This window comes from Lentibacillus juripiscarius, from assembly GCF_042685205.1.
Classification (GTDB): Bacteria; Bacillota; Bacilli; order Bacillales; family Amphibacillaceae; genus Lentibacillus; species Lentibacillus juripiscarius.
In genome coordinates this window covers 15,302-32,597 of the sequence record NZ_JBHUNA010000041.1, presented here as the reverse complement: position 1 = coordinate 32,597, position 17,296 = coordinate 15,302, and the positions used below count along the sequence as shown (strand labels likewise).

Genomic DNA, 17,296 nt, shown 5'->3' with positions numbered 1-17,296 from the left:
GAGAGCGAAAAGTGTCATCAAAAGAAAAAGTTTTCTAATGTTTTTTGTTGCTGAGCCGTCATGATTGAATATCATTTCAGGAAACTTTAAAGTGAACAATAGGAATATTTTGATAAGGAGTGGTTTGGAATGGGACAGGATATACAAGGAAAAGTAGCGTACATAACTGGCGCCGGGAGTGGGATTGGAAGAGCGACGGCACTTGAATTGGCGCGTGAAGGTGTCCATGTTGGGTTGATTGCCCGGACGGAGAGCAAACTGCAGACTGTAGCGGAGGAAGTTGAAGCACAGGGTGTGCAAGCAAGTTATGCCGTCTGTGATATTGCCGATATGGATAAAGTGGAGCAGGCCGTTTCCGAACTCCGACAAAACGTTGGCCCCGCTGATATTCTTATCAACAATGCTGGAATCGGTTTGAAAGGAAGTTTTCTGGACCTTGATCCGAAAGACTGGAAGCACACACTCGAAGTGAATGTTTTTGGCACATACCATGTCACTCGGGCTGTTCTACCGCAGATGATTGAAAAAGATCAAGGGGATATCATCACTATTTCGTCCAGTAACGGGCTGAAAGGAACAGCCGGATCGACATCGTACAGTGCGTCCAAATTCGCTGTTCAAGGAATGTCTGAGGCACTTATGCAGGAAGTTCGGCCGCATAATATCCGTGTGTTCACATTGAATCCGAGCATGGTAGCAACGGAAATGATGTATGGCGATGACCCCGAAAAGAATGATAAAGAGAAATATATGCAGCCGGAGGATATGGCCGAATACATGGTGTCCCAGCTGAAATTGCATCCGCGCATTTTTATCAAACAATCACTGCAGTGGGCGACGAATCCGTTTTAAATGAACAATATAAGCAGCAAACAAAAACGCTCAGATATATTCTGAGCGTTTTTAAAGTGTTTTCTTTCCCCATTTCAAACAATTGTCTTATCAAGTTTTGATAAGCCAATTCCTTACATATTATGCTATTTTGATAATGCGATTTTTATATGGGCTAAGTGATGCTCTTCATGCCAAGCTAATTTTGCAATCTTTGTTGCAACTGTTATGTTACCAGTTATCTGATGAACAAAAGTTCGATCCAATTGCTCTTCATTTAAACGCTGACCTAAAGACACGATGCGTTCATTTATACCTTCCAACATTTTTATAGAACAATCTACGGGAAGCTCTGTATCCGGTTGAATAGCCCACTTTTCTTCGTCAAAAGGTGGTACTGTTGGTCTCTCGTCTGTTAAAGCCAGCTTCAAACGTTGATACATATTCAACTGAGAGTCAGCAATATGATGAACAAGCCCGCGAACTGTCCAGCTACCATCACGGTAAGTTTTGCTTAATTCCTCATCACTTAATGAGTCAACCGTTTCTCTTAATCGAATCGTGTACGTTTCGATTTGCCTTAACCATTCTTGAATAGTATCAAATGTTACCTTTTCGGGAACTTGTAATTTACCAATTGGGTATCTTACATCCATTTTCAATCGCCTCTTCCTGTTCTTTATTTCATTATATTTCCGTATTAGCGTTTAATATAGCTAATCGGCTTCGTTATAACAAGCCAATTATTTTTATCTCCAATTTCTCTTGTTAAATCATGAACCTTATGAAGAGTTACTAATAAATTCTTTTATTACAACTGAAAAGCGTCAAAAAGATAATAACAGGAAACAGGCAGGACATTGCCTGTTTGTAGCTAAAATAATTTTTGCTTCATAATAACACTCTATCCGTTCCTGGTCCCTATTTTTAGGACAAAAGTCAATCTGCCCGGAAAGACGCTTTCACCAACTCCATAAATCGCTCCACAATCGGCGGCAGATAGCGGTTTTTGTCATACGCAAGATAAACAGTGCGTGAAATGCCTGCCCCTTCAATTGCTTTGCTGGTGCAGCGGGCGTTGTTGGCATAACGAATATAGTTTTCCGGCACAACGGTAATGCCGAGACCGTCTTCGACAAGGCTTGAGCCTGTTTCGAAACGCTCAATTTCAAACTGGATGTTAGGCTTGATGCCCGATTTGCTGAAAGCATTCAGGATATCCCGCCGTGTCTGAAACCCTTCCTTGCAGACAATAAAATTTTCCCCGTCCAAATCACAGATAGCCAGTGTCTTCTGTTCGTTAAGCCTATGGCCCGGCGGAAGCAGCGCAACTAGACGTTCTTCATAAATGGGAATGGTTTCGATATCGTCTTTGTGTATGTACTGATTGGTGATAGCTAGATGGATATCGAAATTGTTCAGCGCCTGCTCGACATCGGAAAGGCTCAGCGTTTCCAGCAGGCGAATGCGCACATCGTTGTACTCCTGCTTGAATTGGGTGAGAATGCCCGAGACGAAAAACATCGATGACTCAATCAGGCCGATGGACAGTTCGAGCGGTCCCTGCTGCTTGAGCCGGTCCATTTCAAATGAGACATGCTCATAGTGATGGATCAGTTTTTTTGCTTCCTGATAAAGAATTTCTCCTTCACTGGTCAGGCGGAACCCGCGGGAAGATCGGTCCATTAGGGACAATTCCAATTCCTGTTCAAGCTTCTTGATAGCAGCACTTAGAGAAGGCTGTGCGATATGCAGAGTGCTGGCGGCGCGGGTGTAATTTTTCTCATCGGCAAGCGTGATGAAGTAGAGCAGCTGGCGGAATTCCAATCCAGGTCCCCCCCATAGATAAAATCTATCGAAACATAAGTAATAAGTATTGGTCATTATACCATAGTTAAATTATAATATTAACCAAAGTTATTATTTTCAGAAATATAAAGGCATATCAATTGAGGTGTTTGTTATGTTTGAGACGACAGATCAACAGCTTTGGACTGGCAGAGTTGATGATGCCTCCGATCCGGCTGGTTTTCGTTTTCATCAGGTCGTTTCGGTGAAGAATTTGGATGAACTGGAGGCAAATAAACATGCGTTTGGCATTGTTGGATTCGCCAGTGATGAAGGTGTCAGAAGGAATAAAGGCCGACGAGGTGCAGCACGGGGGCCTGATGCAATTCGGCAACAATTAGCAAAACTGCCGTATAACCTGGATAAGGGTATCGTGCCAGTTGACACCGGTAATGTATGCTGCGAGGGGCATGCACTTGAGGAAGCACAGGCGGAACTGGGCCGGCATGTATCAAAAATGTTGAGCAAAAGGACAACGCCAATCATCCTCGGTGGCGGACATGAAACATTGTACGGCCATTATCTTGGTGCAAGGGAATATATCGGTCCTGACAAAACGATAGGAATCATCAACATTGATGCGCATTTTGATATGCGGCATGATCCGGAGCCATCGTCCGGCACGATGTTCAGGCAGATTTTGGAGAAGGATGATAAAGCCGGCTATTTGTGCCTTGGTATTCAGGAGTTCGGCAATACACAGGCATTGTTTGCGATCGCCCGGAAATTAGGTTGTGAGTATATTTTGGAAAAAGATATCGCATCGAATGAATTCCAAGATACGTTTGCGGTGATTGATGACTTTTCGAAACGGCATGATGCAGTAATCATGACACTTTGCACCGACTCGATTACAGCATCTGCAGCACCGGGCGTGAGTGCACCGTCACCATTGGGGTTGGACCCGAAAACAGTGAAAAGACTATTAACCTATGTGGCGGGAAAAAGCAATGTAATCAGTTTTGATATTTCGGAAGTGAACCCGCTTGTGGATGAAAGCGACAAAACAGTCAGACTCGCTGCCAATCTGGTTGCCGAAACAATGCGGGCGTTTCGTAAATAAATTTGAAAGCGTTTTATATATGAAAGGGGGAGATGATGACATGGCGGAAAAAACAAAAGGACCGGTCGAGCAATACCACGGAACAGAATTAAATACGAAAGGGTGGCTGCAGGAAGCGGCACTTCGAATGCTGCACAATAACCTGAATCCGGACGTAGCGGAAAACCCGGATGAGCTGGTTGTGTATGGTGGCATTGGAAAAGCAGCTCGGAACTGGGAAAGCTTTGGGGTAATTGTTCGGGAACTGAAGCGGCTCGAAAATGACGAGACACTCCTCGTGCAGTCCGGTAAACCGGTCGCGGTATTCCGGACGCACAAGGATGCGCCGAAAGTGTTAATTGCCAATTCCAACCTGGTTCCGGCATGGGCAAATTGGGATCAATTCAATGAGCTTGATCAGAAAGGACTGATGATGTACGGCCAGATGACAGCGGGCAGCTGGATTTACATTGGCAGCCAGGGCATCGTCCAGGGAACGTATGAAACATTCGCGGAGTGTGCGCGACAGCATTTTGGCGGCAGTTTGAAAGGCACCATTACACTGACAGCTGGGCTTGGCGGCATGGGCGGTGCACAGCCGCTCGCAGTCACGCTGAATGACGGTGTCTGCATTGCCGTGGAAGTTGATCAGCACCGGATTGACCGACGTCTGGAGACCAAGTATCTCGACACACAGGCAGATGATTTGGACCACGCGCTGCGACTGGCACGGGAAGCACGTAACGCGGGCAAGGCACTCTCGATCGGGCTGCTCGGCAATGCAGCAGAACTGCTGCCGGGCATGATTGAAAAAGGGTTTATCCCTGATGTGCTTACCGATCAGACATCAGCTCATGACCCGAAAAATGGCTATGTTCCGGCTGAAATGACATTGGAGGCGGGCGCGGAATTACGGAAGAAGAATCCAGCAAATTATACAACACTGTCACGCAAGAGCATTGCCCGGCACGTGGAGGCGATGCTAACGATGCAGCAAAAAGGCGCCATTACGTTTGATTATGGTAACAACATTCGCCAGGTTGCCAAAGATGAAGGCGTCAATAACGCGTTTGATTTTCCTGGCTTTGTGCCGGCATATATCCGGCCACAATTTTGCGAAGGCAAAGGACCGTTCCGCTGGGTGGCGCTGTCTGGTGATCCAGAAGATATTTATAAGACCGATGAAGTAATTTTGCGGGAGTTCAGCTATAATGAATCCCTTTGCAACTGGATCCGTATGGCCCGGGAAAAAATCAGCTTTCAAGGGCTGCCGTCACGAATCTGCTGGCTCGGCTACGGGGAGCGCGCCCGGTTCGGCAAAATCATCAATGACATGGTTGCAAGTGGTGAATTGAAAGCACCAATTGTAATCGGCCGTGACCATCTAGATTCCGGGTCGGTCGCATCACCAAATCGTGAAACAGAAGGCATGAAAGACGGCAGTGATGCGGTAGCCGACTGGCCGATTTTGAACGCCCTAATTAACAGTGTCGGCGGAGCCAGCTGGGTGAGTGTCCACCATGGCGGCGGTGTCGGCATGGGTTACTCGCTGCACGCTGGAATGGTCATTGTTGCAGACGGCTCAAAAGACGCAGAAGCGCGGCTGGAGCGGGTGCTGACGACTGACCCAGGCATGGGAGTCGCACGGCATGTGGATGCAGGTTATGAACTGGCAGAGGAGACCGCACGCGATAAAGGCGTCCAAATTCCAATGCTGAACAACAAAGGAGAGGCTTAACATGGGAAAAACACTTCATATAAAAAATGCTGCACAGGTAGTGACGATGGCCGGCCATACAGAGAAGCCGGCCAGACAGAAAGCCATGCAGGAATTGAACATCATTGAACATGGCAGTGTGCTTATTCAGGATGGAAGAATTTTGGCAGTGGGCACACTGGAAGAGCTTACACAAGAATATGGAAACGTGCTAGCCGAAGCTGAGGTGCTGGATGCCACAGGGAAAACCGTTACACCTGGCCTGATTGATCCGCACACCCATCTTGTTCATGCCGGGACCAGGGAAAATGAGTATGCGATGCGGCTGAAAGGTAAGTCATATATGGAGATTATGAATGCCGGGGGCGGCATCCATGCGACAACTCGCGCGACACGGGAGGCCGATTTTGACCAGCTGTATGAGGAGTCAAAGCAGCGTCTCGATACCTTTTTTCAGTACGGAGTAACAACGGTGGAGGCCAAAAGCGGTTATGGCCTGTCCCTTGAGCATGAATTGAAGCAATTGGAAGTCGCCGCTAAGCTGAACAAGGATCATGCCATGGATATCGTCTCCACGTTTATGGGTGCGCATGCTGTTCCTGTTGATGAGCGGGATAACCCGGAACCATTTGTCAGCCGGGTGATTGAAGAGATGATTCCGGAAGTGGCCCGGCGAAAGCTTGCCGACTTTAACGATGTATTCTGCGAGCGTGGCGTTTTCACACCGGACCAGTCAAGACGGATATTGGAAGCCGGTAAGGAATACGGGCTTACTCCAAAAATCCATGCTGATGAAATTGAACCATATGGCGGTGCTGAGCTGGCTGCAGAAGTCGGTGCCATTTCAGCCGATCATCTTTTGAAGGCGTCTGACGAAGGCATTCGCAAAATGGCTGCTAACGATGTGATGGGTGTTCTGCTTCCGGGAACGGCGTTTTTCCTGATGGCGGAATATGCCAATGCACGGAAAATGATCGACGGCGGTGTGCCTGTCGCACTGTCCACCGACGCCAATCCAGGCTCATCGCCGACACTGTCCCTGCAGTTCATCATGAATCTGGGCTGCCTGAAGATGGGCATGACACCGGAAGAAGTATTGACCGCAACAACGATTAATGCAGCCCATGCCATCGGCCGCGCTGACACAATCGGCAGCCTGGAGGTAGGAAAACAGGCTGACATAGCTATATTTGATGTGCCGAACTATCTGATGCTGTCGTACAACTATGGGATGAATCATGTTGATGGCGTAGTTAAGGGAGGGGAGCTAGTAGTTGGACTTCACCGTGGGAGGAATAGTAAATGATTGAATTAATGGGTCATTCACTAACGATAGATCAATTAAAAAGAATCTGTATTGACATGGAAGAAGTTATAATTTCGGAAAAGAGTATGCATGATGTTCAAAATAGCCGGCTGGCTGTTGAAGCAATTGTATCCAATAAAAAAACAGTGTATGGGATTAACACTGGCTTCGGCAAATTCAGTGACGTCATTATCAATGAAGAAGACGTGGAGGATTTGCAGCTTAACTTAATACGCTCGCATGCATGTGGTGTTGGTGACTTTTTTCCGGAAGTAGTTTCAAGAGCAATGATGGTACTTCGGCTTAATGCTCTTTTAAAAGGATATTCAGGAGTTCGCTCAGACGTGGTTGAACTGTTGAAAGAACTGATCAACAGACAGGTTCATCCGGTTATTCCGCAGCAAGGATCATTGGGGGCGTCAGGAGACTTAGCCCCCCTGGCACACTTGGCACTTGTATTAATTGGAGAAGGAAGCGTTTTTGATGATGGTCAACCGGTCGATGCCAAACAAGTGTTAGATGCGAAAGCCGTTGAACCAATAACATTAAAGGCGAAGGAAGGCTTGGCACTGATTAATGGTACGCAAGCTATGACTGCAATGGGTGTTATTAACTATATAGAAGCCGAGCAACTTGCATATGACAGTGAGTGGATTGCAGCACTAACCACGGAGGGACTGGAAGGTATCATTGATGCATTTCATCCGGTTGTTCATCAAGCAAGAGGATTTAAGCAACAGGAACAAGTGGCAGAAAGAATGAACGATTGGCTGGAAGGCAGCCAATTAATTACACGACAAGGCGAAAAACGTGTTCAGGATGCCTATTCGATTCGTTGTATTCCACAAGTTCATGGTGCAACATGGCAAACGCTTGATTATGTAAAAGAGAAACTGGAAATTGAAGCGAATGCCGCTACGGATAACCCGCTTATTTTTGATGACGGTAACTTGGTTATATCTGGAGGTAATTTTCACGGTCAGCCAATAGCTTTTGCAATGGACTTCTTAAAAATTGCTATAGCAGAACTGGCAAATATATCTGAGCGCCGTGTTGAACGGTTAGTTAACCCGCAGCTTAATGATCTGCCTCCGTTCTTAAGTCCCAAACCCGGTTTGCAATCAGGCGCAATGATCATGCAATATACCGCAGCATCTTTGGTTTCGGAAAATAAAACATTAGCACACCCTGCAAGCGTCGATTCCATTCCTTCATCAGCAAACCAAGAGGACCATGTAAGTATGGGTACGACTGCCGCTAGACACGCGGGATCAATTGTACAAAATTCCCGCAAAGTCCTTTCGATTGAATGTATTTGTGCGTTACAGGCGGTTGGATACAAAGGATCTGAAAAATCAGCTCCTAAATTACAAGAGTTATGGGAAAAACTTCGGGATGTTGTTCCGAGTATAACAAATGACCGTGTTTTTTCTAAAGATATAAAAGCAGTTGAAGAAGTTTTAACCCCGTTTAGCAAGCATGCATGACGAAAAATGGTATGTTCGTTAACTTGTTTCAGTGAATCATGTTTTTCTATATATAATCTTATTTACCGATGGAGCAATTTTAACAAATCCTATCTTTTCCTCTATAATATGGCAAAGAACCATCACCATGATGGTTCTTTGTTATTCAGCAGGGTACATTCACAGAGGAGATGAACAAGGTGTTTAAGTGGCGTGCGTTTTTGGAGACACTACTGGTAGCGCTGGTAGGCGTTGCGATTTTTTCTCTAATACATATTCCGCTCCCATGGCTTATCGGTTCACTCGTAACCGTGGCGGTGTGGAGCGTCAGTACACAGCGGGAGTTGCACTGGCCGTTTTTGTTCCGGAAAATTGCCATGGTGCTGCTCGGTTATTTGATTGGTACATCGTTTACAAAAGAAACACTGGTGGAGATGGGGGACCATGTTCCGTCGATGATAGCGGTAACGGTACTGACCATCATGTTCAGTTTATTGATGGGAGCCGTCTTTTCCAAATTGACGGGACTTGATTTGCCGAGCTGTATGATTGGGAGTGTGCCTGGGGGGCTGTCCCAAATTATGGCGCTGCTTGATGAAATAAAAGGGCTGAACCCGACCATTATCACGTTTCTGCAGACGATGCGTGTGATGGTGATTGTTATTGCGGTGCCGATTGTAACGGTCTATCTGGTTGGTGGCGACCCCGGTGCTATGGCTTCAGCTGCGGGTGATAGTGGCTCAGGTGCGGGCTGGCTAAGACTTCCGGTATACACCTATGTGCTATACCCGCTGCTTATGGTCGCTGGTGCTTGGTTATTTGGTCGGCTGCGGGTACCGGCTGCATTATTGCTCGGCCCGATGGTGCTGACGATTGTGCTGAATGTCACAGGGCTCCCTGCCCCGGCACTGCCTGTCAGTTTCATTGACCTTGCCCAGCTGTTTATTGGCGTGCATATCGGCCTGCAAATGAAACCACGGGAACTGCCAAACTGGAAAAAAATAATGGTGTATACATTTGTGACAATTGTTGTTCTAGTCCTATTCGGATTCGGGCTTGGCTATGGCCTGGCTGCTTTGTATAAACTGACCTACAGTACGGCCTTTCTCAGCACCGCACCAGGCGGCATGGTGGAAATGGGGCTGACAGCTGCGGCCGTTGGTGGGAATGTTTCCGTCGTGACTAGTTATCAGCTTTTCCGGCTGCTCGTCATTATGTTGTTTGTCCCGTTTTTCTTCAAATGGCTGGCAGGCAGGTACAACGGCAAGCGGTAACTGATGTTGCCAGTCCGTGTATACAGTTATTCATTATTCGGCATTTAACCATTGAATATTTTAGTGTTAAAATAAATATAGAATCTAATCAAGGAGTGAGTTATATGGGCAGATTGCAGGATAAAACAGCGATTATTACTGGTGGCGCAGGAGGCATCGGCAAAGGCATGGCGATGGCTTTTGTCAAAGAAGGCGCCAACGTGGTCATTGTGGACTTGAATGAAGAAGCTGGTCAGGAAGTTGTCAAGGAACTGCAGCAATATCAGCCGGAGTCGTCCTTCATTCAGGCCAATTTGGCTGAACACGACAAATTAAAAGGGATCGTTGGCGACGTTGTAAGTCAGTACGGAAAGCTTGATATTCTCGTCAATAACGCCCACGCATCGAAAAACAAGCCATTCTTGGAGACAACGCAGGAAGACATGGATTTGTCATTTAATACCGGCTTTTATCCGACGTTTTATCTGATGCAGGCAGCGGTTCCTCATTTGCGGGAAACGAAAGGCAAAATCATTAATTTTGCATCAGGCGCAGGGATTCAGGGGCATGCAAGCCAGGCTGCCTATGCTGCGGCAAAAGAAGCAATCCGTGCCATTACCAGGGTTGCTGCCAATGAATTTGGCAAGGACGGCATCAATGTCAATCTGATTGCACCGATTGCCAACTCACCAGGCGTGCAGCAGTGGGCGAAAGAAGAGCCCGAGTATTACCAGGAAGTCGTAAACAAAATCCCTATGCAGCGCTTTGGTGAACTGGAAGAAGATATTGGCCGTGCCGCTTTGTTCCTTGCAAGTGACGACTCTAACTATATTACCGGGCAGACGCTGAATGTGGACGGCGGCACTGTGAAGTTTTGAGGTGATTGGATGGACGATTCTATCTTTTATCTCATCCGATCGGTCGAGCGATTTACCAATGAATCCATCATCCGTTTCCATGAAGCCTATAACCATAACATTGGCATTTCTTCTATCCTTGTCTTATCTCAGCTGCACCAGAAAGGTTCCTGTAAGCCATCTGCAGTTGCCAGGGAACTTGGCTACACACCGGGTGCGATGACCAATGTTGCGAATAAGCTGATTGATGAGGGATATGCCGTCCGAACATATGATGAACAGGATCGGCGAAAGGTGCTTCTAGCTATTAACGAAGCGGGGCAGCAAGCACTTGCGGACGCCCAGCAAACAGGACAAGCATTGCGTCAGGATCTATTTGAAACGTTGACGGAAGACGAAATTAAGCAATTCCGGACCATTTATGAAAAATTACTGAACCAGCTTGAGAAATGAAGGGAGATCTGAATGATGGGACGAGTAAATGATAAAGTTGCACTGATAACTGGTGGTGCTTCGGGAATTGGCCTCTCAGCAGCAACATTGCTGGCAAAAGAGGGAGCAAAAGTAGTCATTGGAGATTTTAATGAGGAAGGTGCAAAAGAGGCTGCTGCCAGCATCAAGAGGGATGGCGGAGAAGCAAGTGGTCTGTTTTTAGATGCCGCAAAGGAAGAGTCAATTAAAGAGGCGGTCGACTTCACCGTTCAGCAGTATGGGACCCTTAATGTACTCTATAATAATGTTGGACTGACGAATTTGCAAAAAGATCTCGATGTCGTCAATATGGACTTGGAAGAATGGGACCGTTTGATGAATGTTAATTTAAAAAGTGTGCTGCTCGGAAGCCGGTATGCCATTCCGTATATGAAAAAAGATGGTGGCGGATCCATCATAAACACTGCTTCCATGGCTGGATTTGCTGGTGATTCCATTCGCTCGGCATATGGTGCTTCTAAAGCCGGAGTTGTCAATTTGACCCGCTATATCGCTGTACAATATGGCAAAGACCATATTCGCTGTAATGCGGTTGCACCAGGGCTTATCTTGACACCAGCGGCCAAAAATAATATGCCGGAAGAAGTGTTGGGCATTTTTGAAAAGTTCAATGCCCTTCCTTATCACGGGGAACCAGAGGACATTGGTAATGCTGTGCTATTTCTTGCCTCAGATGAGTCGAAGTTTATGACCGGACAGACACTGCAGATTGAAGGCGGGCACTATATTGGGAATCCAACCATGTCCGACTTTAATGCGTTTATGCAACAACAGCAATAATAGCCTGAGCAAAGCCCGGAGACTGGTGATTCCGGGCTCTTTTTACATTCTATTCGGAGAGCGCCGGCATTGGTAAATTGGCAGATAAGCGTGTGTAACTCGTGCCGATAAAAAACAATCTGCCTGCTGACACCACCGTTGTAATCGCTATCATGGTATACTGTGTTTACAAGGGAGGGAGATACAATGACGAATCAAATCGAACTTGCTATCCAGGATGATTACCCGGATGATTTTGCCCATTGCTATGGGTGCGGACGTCTTAATCAGGATGGTTATCAGTTTCGTACCGGCTGGGATGGGGGAAAGACGCTGACCATGTATACGCCGAAACCGGAGCATACGGCGATACCCGGTTTTGTGTACGGGGGCTTGATTGCCTCGTTGATTGACTGCCATGGAACCGGCTCAGCGTCGTTGGCCCTGCACCGGAAGAACGGGCATGAACCCGGGGATGGAGCGGAGCCACCTAGATTTGTGACGGCATCATTGCAAGTGGATTTCATGAAGCCGACACCACAGGACGTGACACTTCGGGCAGTCGGTGTACCGGAGGAAATTCATCCGAAAAAGTTTCAAGTTCATACAGAAGTGTATGCAGGGGACACCGTCTGTGCCAAGGCTGTGGTAACTGCAGCTGTAATGCCAGCCTCATTTACTTCGAAAAAGTAGCGAGGGCGCTGGCGAGTCCGGATTCTAGAACCACTTCACACAAAAAAGAAGGAAGAGCCCCCATCACTCTTCCTTCTTCTCTTTCTTTTTCTTCTTTTGCTTCTTATATTCTTCACGCACTTTTTCATTCATTTCATGGCTGATTCCGACGGTGCTATCCACTTCCAGAACGAAGGCGATTCCCTTGCCCGGCTTTTTCAGCTCTGCATCTTCGTTAATTGTTTGCAGCACTTGTTTCGTTTTGTCCTTTTCAATCAGGGTCAGCACCATTTCCTTTTCCGGTTCGATCATAATATTGAACAGCTTAGCTTTTTCATGGACACCAGTTCCCCGCCCGTGCAGGATTGTTCCGCCTTCAGCGCCACCCTTTCTGGTTGCATCGATTACTTTTTCTGAATCGCCTCTGTTGACGATCGTAATGATTAAATCGTATAACTCTTTTTGCTCATTCATTGTGACAGCTGCCCCCTCTTTGGCCGTTTCGGCACTTTCTCCATTCCATCCGAGCAAGTGGTGAATGCCAGAAATGTGCTTTGTGTCGATCACAAAGCCAATGCCCTGTCTTGGTTTATCCAAATGGACGGAAGCAATGATGGCCTCCTTCACATCCTCAAAAATCTCGTCAGATACAAGTGTCAGTATGACGGCTCTTTCGCGTTCAACCGGTATACCCAGAATACGCTTTTTTTCATTAAGCCGGAATCCGTCCCCAAAAAGGGTGGTTCCACCCTGAGCACCGGCGTTTCGGGAAGCCTGAACCACCTTTTTAGCCTTATCTTTTTTAACGATCGTGATGATGAGCTTTTGCCCTTGAATCGTCACTGGCATACTGACCTTTCTCCTTTCTGCTGAACAATATTCCGAGCGTTAGTACTGATAATATAGGGGCCAGCGCAACCATTGCAACCATTCCAAACCCGTCCAGGAGCGGATCACGGCCTTCAATTTGGCTGGCGATGCCGGTGAACATAGCCAGGACAAACGTTGCGGTCATTGGTCCGGTTGACACGCCACCAGAATCAAAGGCGATGGAGGTAAATGTCTTTGGTGCATAGCGTATCATAACAAATGCTATTATATAACCCGGAATGATAAAATACCATAGGGAAAAGCCATAAATTAAACGAACCATGGAAAGTGCTACCGATATGCCGACACCGATTGACAGTGTGTACAGCAGGAGTTTTTCCGGTATATAACCGCCGGAAACTTTCTCGGCCTGCTCGACCATGACAGCGACGGCGGGTTCAGCATAAATGGCAAAAAAACCAATTACAAAGCCAATCGGAATTAAAACCCAACGGTAGGACAGACCGCCTAAAACGCCACCCATTTTTTCTCCAAATGGCATGAAGCCAATGTGAACACCTTGCAGGAACAAGGACAGACCGGCGAATGTCAGGACAAAGCCAATGCCAATATCCAATAATTTCCGAAGTGGCAGTTTTAAAAAGACAAAATGAAAAATCGCAAACAGGATGGCCAGGGGCAGTAAAGCAATGGCCACCTCCTGCATCGTCTGGCCAAAGCCCTCAAATATTTGCAGGTTCATCCGTATATCACTCCCAGAATCAGCACGGACAAAATCGGGCCAATGGAGGCAAGTCCGACAAGGCCGAACCCGTCACTTGACGCTGATTTACCCCTGATCACCGTGGCAACACCGACCCCCAGTGCCAGCACAAATGGGACTGTCAGCGGGCCGGTTGTCACACCGCCCGCATCAAAGGAAATGGGCACAAATTGCGACGGGGTGAACGCTGCAATCAAAAAGATTAGCCCATACCCGCCAGCCAGCAGATAGACAATGCTGATGTTGAAGATGATCCGCAGCATGGCTAGTCCGACGAAAATTCCGACCCCAAGCGCAACAGCGAGAATAAGGGTACTCTGTGGAATCGCACCACCTGAGACTTCATCAATTTGCGAGGAAAGCACCCGGACATCCGGTTCTGCGATTGTCACAACCGCCCCCAGCAAAAACCCGAACAATACGATAACCCACAGCATTTTCGTTTTCGTCAGAGCGGAACCGATCATTTCCCCAACCGGTAGCAGTCCGACATTGACGCCGAGTAAAAAAAGGATGAGTCCGATTCCGACAAATACAACGCCAATCAAAAACTGCACAAATGCCTCCATTGGCAGCCAGATGATCGTAAATTGCAGCACCGTTATGACAACGGCAATCGGTAAAATAGAATAAATGACTTCCAATACTGTTTCATTAATGTTGTCCATGAAAAACCCCCAGAAGCAGTTGGTGACTCGAACAGGAAGAAATTATCTTGCAAGAGAAAGGCAAAATGAGAAGATAAGCACTTATAAGCACTTATAGATTTTGCATTAATTATATCATTATGTGAACAGAACTAGAAATAAAAGGCATCCCTAAATTTGACAGCAGTGATGAGTTAACGTAGAATGAATGAGAGTCAGTCATGATATTGGAGAGACTTTTAAATGGACAATAAAAAAGAAAAAATTATTCAATCCGCCATTAACGTTTTTCGTGAGAAAGGTATGGAAAAGGCCAAGGTTTCGGACATTGTCAAAGGAGCAGGCATTGCGCAGGGTACCTTTTATTTATATTTTTCCTCCAAACTTGCGGTCATGCTTTCCATCGCAGAAGTTATGACGGAAAAGATACTGCAGGAGATTCAGAAACATGTGCATGAGGGATTACCATTTTCCCAGAAGCTGGAGGTGGTTGTCGATATTGTGTTTGACATGACGAAAGAGTACCGGGATGTGTTCGCGCTAATTTATGCGGGACTCGCATCAGCCGAGTATATGCAAGAGTGGGAGACGATTTATGAATCTTATTATGCATGGCTCGGCAATCAGCTTGAAAAGGCGAAAGCGGATGGAGTTATCCGGGACTCCCTGCACCCGCAGCGTACAGCAGAGATTTTGATTGGACTAATTGAAGAAGCAGCAGAACAAACGTATATGTACAGTCATCAGGATGAAAAGACTGCTGAATTAAAGAAAAAAGAAGTGTTGAAATTTGCTGGGCATGCGCTGGGACTTTAATGGTGTGATGTCCCTTGCTCATTTACGCAAAAATGACTGAATGTCAGTCACGGAAAGAGGTGCTGTTAGCAATGAATAAATCATGGATCTACCTTATACTCGTCTGCCTGCTGGAGCTGTGCTGGGTGCTCGGTTTTAATATTGCTTCCAATTGGTGGCACTGGATTCTAATTGTGCTTGTGATGTTACTGGACCTGGAATGTCTCCGGAAGGCTTGTGAAGTATTGCCTACCGGAACTGTTTACGCCATTTTTGCGGCAGCAGGCACAGTGGGAACGGCATTGATGGATGTCTTTTTATTTAATGGCAGTCTGAATGTGATTAAAATGTTTTTCATCATGCTTCTGATGGCCGGAGTAATCGGGCTGAAAATTGCCGATCGTGCGGGCGAGAAACGTGCGGAAGGAGGTTCTTATTGATGGGGTGGATTTTTATATTACTGGCATCGATGTTCGAAATAAGTGGCGTTATTGGTCTGAAATTATTGAGTCAAAACAAGTCATTCAAAAATGGCGTTCTTTACGTAGGCGGGTTATGCACCTCCGTAGCAATGCTTTATCAGGCTTTTGCATACTTGCCGGTAAGTGTTGCCTATGCAGTATGGGTTGGCATTGGTACGGCTGGTGCGGTATTGGTGAATATGCTTTTTTTCGGGGAATCGAGAAGCCTGTCCCGAATTGTAAGTCTTGCTGCGATTATTGTTGGGGTGGTTGGGCTGAAGGCAGTTTCGTAAAGCAAAAATCGGGCGGTCTTTTAGCGACTGCCCGAAATGAATTGCTTTTGATTTTACGATTGTATGCTAGCGGTTCGTTCTTAGTGCCGTTTGTTCAGCCACAGTACCCCGGATTTGGCCAGCCGCGGAATATAGCCGACGACCGACTGGGACATCATCTCGCCGAATCCTTCTGAACTGCCAAGCGATCCGAGTGTTCCTTTTAGTTTGAGCTTGCCAGGCTCTTTCGGTTCTTCTCCTTTTAGGACTGCATAAAGGACATCCGCGATTTGCTCTCCCTGCTGCCGGGCGAGCTGGGCACTCGGGGAATGCTCCGAAGAAGCGCAGTCACCGACGACATACACTTGCGGATCCTTGGGCACCTGGTAAAAGTTATTGACAACTATTTTGTCCTGCTCATCTTTTTTATACGGCAACTCGCGCACCAGTTTGTTCGGGCGTACACCAGCCGTCCAGATAGTGACATCGTTCACATAGCAAACACCATTGTTGCAAACGCCGTCTTTTTCAACATATTCGACGTTTGCCTCGTGCAGCACTTCTACATCATTTTTCATGAACCAGTCTTCCACATAGTTTTGAATCTTGCGGTCAAATGCCTTTAGAACCGATGTACCCCGGTCCAGAAGGCGGATATTCAGATCTGGCCTGCTTTCGTGAATTTCCGCTGCAACTTCAATGCCGCTGAGGCCCGCACCGACAATAGTGGCTTTCCCGTACGCCTTCAGATTGCCGACCGCCATTCCCGCGTGACGCGCACCATGAAATGTCTGAATGCTTTCGGTGTACTCCGCAGCCCCTTCCACACCATGGTAATTATCCTCACAACCCAAGCCAATGATTAAATAATCGTATGCAGCAGGCTCACTGCGATCTTGGAAAAGAATTTGCCTGTTTTCAGCATCAATGTGTTTGACTTCTGCAAAAATGTAACTGATTTTATCATGTTCCGGGAAATCCATGCGCACATTTGTATCAGCGGATGTGCCCGCCGCAATCGTGTAAAATTCTGTTTTAATGGAGTGGTATGGATTGCGGTCAATCACCGTAAAATGCACATCTTCCGGCAGGTCCTGCTCAATCAGGTTTTGGATGATATTGACGCCGCCATAGCCACCGCCAAGGACAACGATATTCTTCATGACGAAAACTCCTTATGTATGATTGCTCTTACTGTTAAGATTACCAAAACTGCCGATGGAAAACTAGGGAAACATAGGAATTGTTGTTTTATTTCCGGCAATGATACAGTAGCATTAGAAC

Annotated in this window: 19 protein-coding genes; 13 read left to right on the top strand and 6 right to left on the bottom strand. The window is 46.8% G+C overall.

Features of this window, described 5'->3' with window-relative positions; all coding sequences use genetic code 11:
• The first annotated feature begins 129 nt into the window (after window positions 1–129).
• The gene (locus ACFSUO_RS15630) at window positions 130–852 is read left to right on the top strand and encodes a 3-ketoacyl-ACP reductase (RefSeq protein WP_382395794.1); all 723 of its coding nucleotides are present in this window, start codon (window positions 130–132) and stop codon (window positions 850–852) included.
• Between the two features lie 125 nt (window positions 853–977).
• On the opposite strand, the gene ACFSUO_RS15625 is transcribed toward ACFSUO_RS15630, so the two are convergent.
• Together ACFSUO_RS15625 and ACFSUO_RS15620 are read right to left on the bottom strand one after the other, a co-directional pair.
• A complete protein-coding gene (locus ACFSUO_RS15625) occupies window positions 978–1,487 on the bottom strand; it encodes a YfiT family bacillithiol transferase (RefSeq protein ID WP_382395912.1) in 510 nt (169 codons plus the stop codon).
• A 283-nt stretch (window positions 1,488–1,770) separates the two neighbouring features.
• Window positions 1,771–2,658 carry a LysR family transcriptional regulator gene (locus tag ACFSUO_RS15620; RefSeq protein WP_382395792.1) on the bottom strand — a complete coding sequence of 296 codons (888 nt, stop codon included), beginning with the start codon at window positions 2,656–2,658 and terminating at the stop codon, window positions 1,771–1,773.
• A 136-nt stretch (window positions 2,659–2,794) separates the two neighbouring features.
• On the opposite strand from ACFSUO_RS15620, the gene hutG reads away from it, so the two are divergent.
• The 9 genes from hutG to ACFSUO_RS15575 all read left to right on the top strand — a co-directional run bounded on the left by hutG (window position 2,795) and on the right by ACFSUO_RS15575 (window position 12,264).
• The gene (gene hutG, locus ACFSUO_RS15615; RefSeq protein WP_382395790.1) at window positions 2,795–3,742 is read left to right on the top strand and encodes a formimidoylglutamase; all 948 of its coding nucleotides are present in this window, start codon (window positions 2,795–2,797) and stop codon (window positions 3,740–3,742) included.
• A gap of 40 nt (window positions 3,743–3,782) precedes the next feature.
• On the top strand, window positions 3,783–5,459 hold the full coding sequence (gene hutU / locus ACFSUO_RS15610) for a urocanate hydratase (protein ID WP_382395788.1): 1,677 nt from the start codon (window positions 3,783–3,785) through the stop codon (window positions 5,457–5,459).
• 1 nt (window position 5,460) lies between these two features.
• Window positions 5,461–6,744 (top strand): imidazolonepropionase, encoded by a 1,284-nt coding sequence (hutI, locus tag ACFSUO_RS15605; RefSeq protein WP_382395786.1) that lies wholly within the window; start codon window positions 5,461–5,463, stop codon window positions 6,742–6,744.
• The gene (hutH, locus tag ACFSUO_RS15600; protein ID WP_382395784.1) at window positions 6,741–8,231 is read left to right on the top strand and encodes a histidine ammonia-lyase; all 1,491 of its coding nucleotides are present in this window, start codon (window positions 6,741–6,743) and stop codon (window positions 8,229–8,231) included. Before hutI ends, hutH begins: the two co-directional genes overlap by 4 nt.
• A gap of 179 nt (window positions 8,232–8,410) precedes the next feature.
• Window positions 8,411–9,484 (top strand): AbrB family transcriptional regulator, encoded by a 1,074-nt coding sequence (locus tag ACFSUO_RS15595; RefSeq protein WP_382395782.1) that lies wholly within the window; start codon window positions 8,411–8,413, stop codon window positions 9,482–9,484.
• Between the two features lie 104 nt (window positions 9,485–9,588).
• The gene (locus tag ACFSUO_RS15590) at window positions 9,589–10,341 is read left to right on the top strand and encodes an SDR family NAD(P)-dependent oxidoreductase (protein ID WP_382395780.1); all 753 of its coding nucleotides are present in this window, start codon (window positions 9,589–9,591) and stop codon (window positions 10,339–10,341) included.
• A 9-nt stretch (window positions 10,342–10,350) separates the two neighbouring features.
• Window positions 10,351–10,773, top strand: a complete 423-nt coding sequence (locus ACFSUO_RS15585) for a MarR family winged helix-turn-helix transcriptional regulator (RefSeq protein WP_382395778.1) — start codon at window positions 10,351–10,353, stop codon at window positions 10,771–10,773.
• A 15-nt stretch (window positions 10,774–10,788) separates the two neighbouring features.
• A complete protein-coding gene (locus ACFSUO_RS15580) occupies window positions 10,789–11,592 on the top strand; it encodes an SDR family NAD(P)-dependent oxidoreductase (RefSeq protein WP_382395776.1) in 804 nt (267 codons plus the stop codon).
• 186 nt (window positions 11,593–11,778) lie between these two features.
• Window positions 11,779–12,264, top strand: coding sequence for a PaaI family thioesterase (locus ACFSUO_RS15575; protein ID WP_382395774.1), 486 nt, complete (start codon window positions 11,779–11,781; stop codon window positions 12,262–12,264).
• 63 nt (window positions 12,265–12,327) lie between these two features.
• Here the strand turns inward: ACFSUO_RS15575 and ACFSUO_RS15570 are convergent, their stop codons facing one another.
• The 3 genes from ACFSUO_RS15570 to ACFSUO_RS15560 are packed head-to-tail and all read right to left on the bottom strand — an operon-like array spanning window position 12,328 to window position 14,505.
• The gene (locus tag ACFSUO_RS15570) at window positions 12,328–13,092 is read right to left on the bottom strand and encodes a P-II family nitrogen regulator (RefSeq protein WP_382395772.1); all 765 of its coding nucleotides are present in this window, start codon (window positions 13,090–13,092) and stop codon (window positions 12,328–12,330) included.
• Window positions 13,046–13,816: a DUF1538 domain-containing protein gene (locus ACFSUO_RS15565; protein WP_382395770.1), complete on the bottom strand. Its 771-nt coding sequence runs from the start codon at window positions 13,814–13,816 to the stop codon at window positions 13,046–13,048. The genes ACFSUO_RS15570 and ACFSUO_RS15565 overlap by 47 nt, the downstream gene beginning before the upstream one ends.
• Window positions 13,813–14,505 carry a DUF1538 domain-containing protein gene (locus tag ACFSUO_RS15560; protein WP_382395768.1) on the bottom strand — a complete coding sequence of 231 codons (693 nt, stop codon included), beginning with the start codon at window positions 14,503–14,505 and terminating at the stop codon, window positions 13,813–13,815. The genes ACFSUO_RS15565 and ACFSUO_RS15560 overlap by 4 nt, the downstream gene beginning before the upstream one ends.
• A 222-nt stretch (window positions 14,506–14,727) precedes the next feature.
• Here ACFSUO_RS15560 and ACFSUO_RS15555 point away from each other — a divergent pair, with 222 nt between their 5' ends.
• The 3 genes from ACFSUO_RS15555 (at window position 14,728) to ACFSUO_RS15545 (ending at window position 16,033) form a co-directional block, all read left to right on the top strand.
• Entirely contained in the window at window positions 14,728–15,300 is a 573-nt protein-coding gene (locus tag ACFSUO_RS15555; RefSeq protein WP_382395766.1) for a TetR family transcriptional regulator, read from the top strand.
• A gap of 71 nt (window positions 15,301–15,371) precedes the next feature.
• A complete protein-coding gene (locus ACFSUO_RS15550; RefSeq protein ID WP_382395910.1) occupies window positions 15,372–15,719 on the top strand; it encodes a DMT family transporter in 348 nt (115 codons plus the stop codon).
• A complete protein-coding gene (locus tag ACFSUO_RS15545) occupies window positions 15,719–16,033 on the top strand; it encodes a DMT family transporter (protein WP_382395764.1) in 315 nt (104 codons plus the stop codon). Before ACFSUO_RS15550 ends, ACFSUO_RS15545 begins: the two co-directional genes overlap by 1 nt.
• Before the next feature lie 80 nt (window positions 16,034–16,113).
• Here ACFSUO_RS15545 and ACFSUO_RS15540 read toward each other — a convergent pair whose 3' ends face one another.
• Window positions 16,114–17,175, bottom strand: coding sequence for an NAD(P)/FAD-dependent oxidoreductase (locus ACFSUO_RS15540; RefSeq protein WP_382395762.1), 1,062 nt, complete (start codon window positions 17,173–17,175; stop codon window positions 16,114–16,116).
• Window positions 17,176–17,296 lie beyond the last annotated feature (121 nt).

Bases quoted from the DNA above. Each gene is read 5' to 3' on its own strand.
- ACFSUO_RS15545 (WP_382395764.1), top strand. From the start codon at position 15,719: ATGGGGTGGATTTTTATATTACTGGCATCGATGTTCGAAATAAGTGGC.
- hutI (WP_382395786.1), top strand. From the start codon at position 5,461: ATGGGAAAAACACTTCATATAAAAAATGCTGCACAGGTAGTGACGATG.
- ACFSUO_RS15550 (WP_382395910.1), top strand. From the start codon at position 15,372: ATGAATAAATCATGGATCTACCTTATACTCGTCTGCCTGCTGGAGCTG.
- ACFSUO_RS15540 (WP_382395762.1), bottom strand. From the start codon at position 17,175: ATGAAGAATATCGTTGTCCTTGGCGGTGGCTATGGCGGCGTCAATATC.
- ACFSUO_RS15580 (WP_382395776.1), top strand. From the start codon at position 10,789: ATGGGACGAGTAAATGATAAAGTTGCACTGATAACTGGTGGTGCTTCG.
- hutH (WP_382395784.1), top strand. From the start codon at position 6,741: ATGATTGAATTAATGGGTCATTCACTAACGATAGATCAATTAAAAAGA.
- ACFSUO_RS15565 (WP_382395770.1), bottom strand. From the start codon at position 13,816: ATGAACCTGCAAATATTTGAGGGCTTTGGCCAGACGATGCAGGAGGTG.
- ACFSUO_RS15570 (WP_382395772.1), bottom strand. From the start codon at position 13,092: ATGCCAGTGACGATTCAAGGGCAAAAGCTCATCATCACGATCGTTAAA.
- hutU (WP_382395788.1), top strand. From the start codon at position 3,783: ATGGCGGAAAAAACAAAAGGACCGGTCGAGCAATACCACGGAACAGAA.
- ACFSUO_RS15585 (WP_382395778.1), top strand. From the start codon at position 10,351: ATGGACGATTCTATCTTTTATCTCATCCGATCGGTCGAGCGATTTACC.
- ACFSUO_RS15555 (WP_382395766.1), top strand. From the start codon at position 14,728: ATGGACAATAAAAAAGAAAAAATTATTCAATCCGCCATTAACGTTTTT.
- ACFSUO_RS15590 (WP_382395780.1), top strand. From the start codon at position 9,589: ATGGGCAGATTGCAGGATAAAACAGCGATTATTACTGGTGGCGCAGGA.
- ACFSUO_RS15560 (WP_382395768.1), bottom strand. From the start codon at position 14,505: ATGGACAACATTAATGAAACAGTATTGGAAGTCATTTATTCTATTTTA.
- hutG (WP_382395790.1), top strand. From the start codon at position 2,795: ATGTTTGAGACGACAGATCAACAGCTTTGGACTGGCAGAGTTGATGAT.
- ACFSUO_RS15630 (WP_382395794.1), top strand. From the start codon at position 130: ATGGGACAGGATATACAAGGAAAAGTAGCGTACATAACTGGCGCCGGG.
- ACFSUO_RS15575 (WP_382395774.1), top strand. From the start codon at position 11,779: ATGACGAATCAAATCGAACTTGCTATCCAGGATGATTACCCGGATGAT.
- ACFSUO_RS15625 (WP_382395912.1), bottom strand. From the start codon at position 1,487: ATGGATGTAAGATACCCAATTGGTAAATTACAAGTTCCCGAAAAGGTA.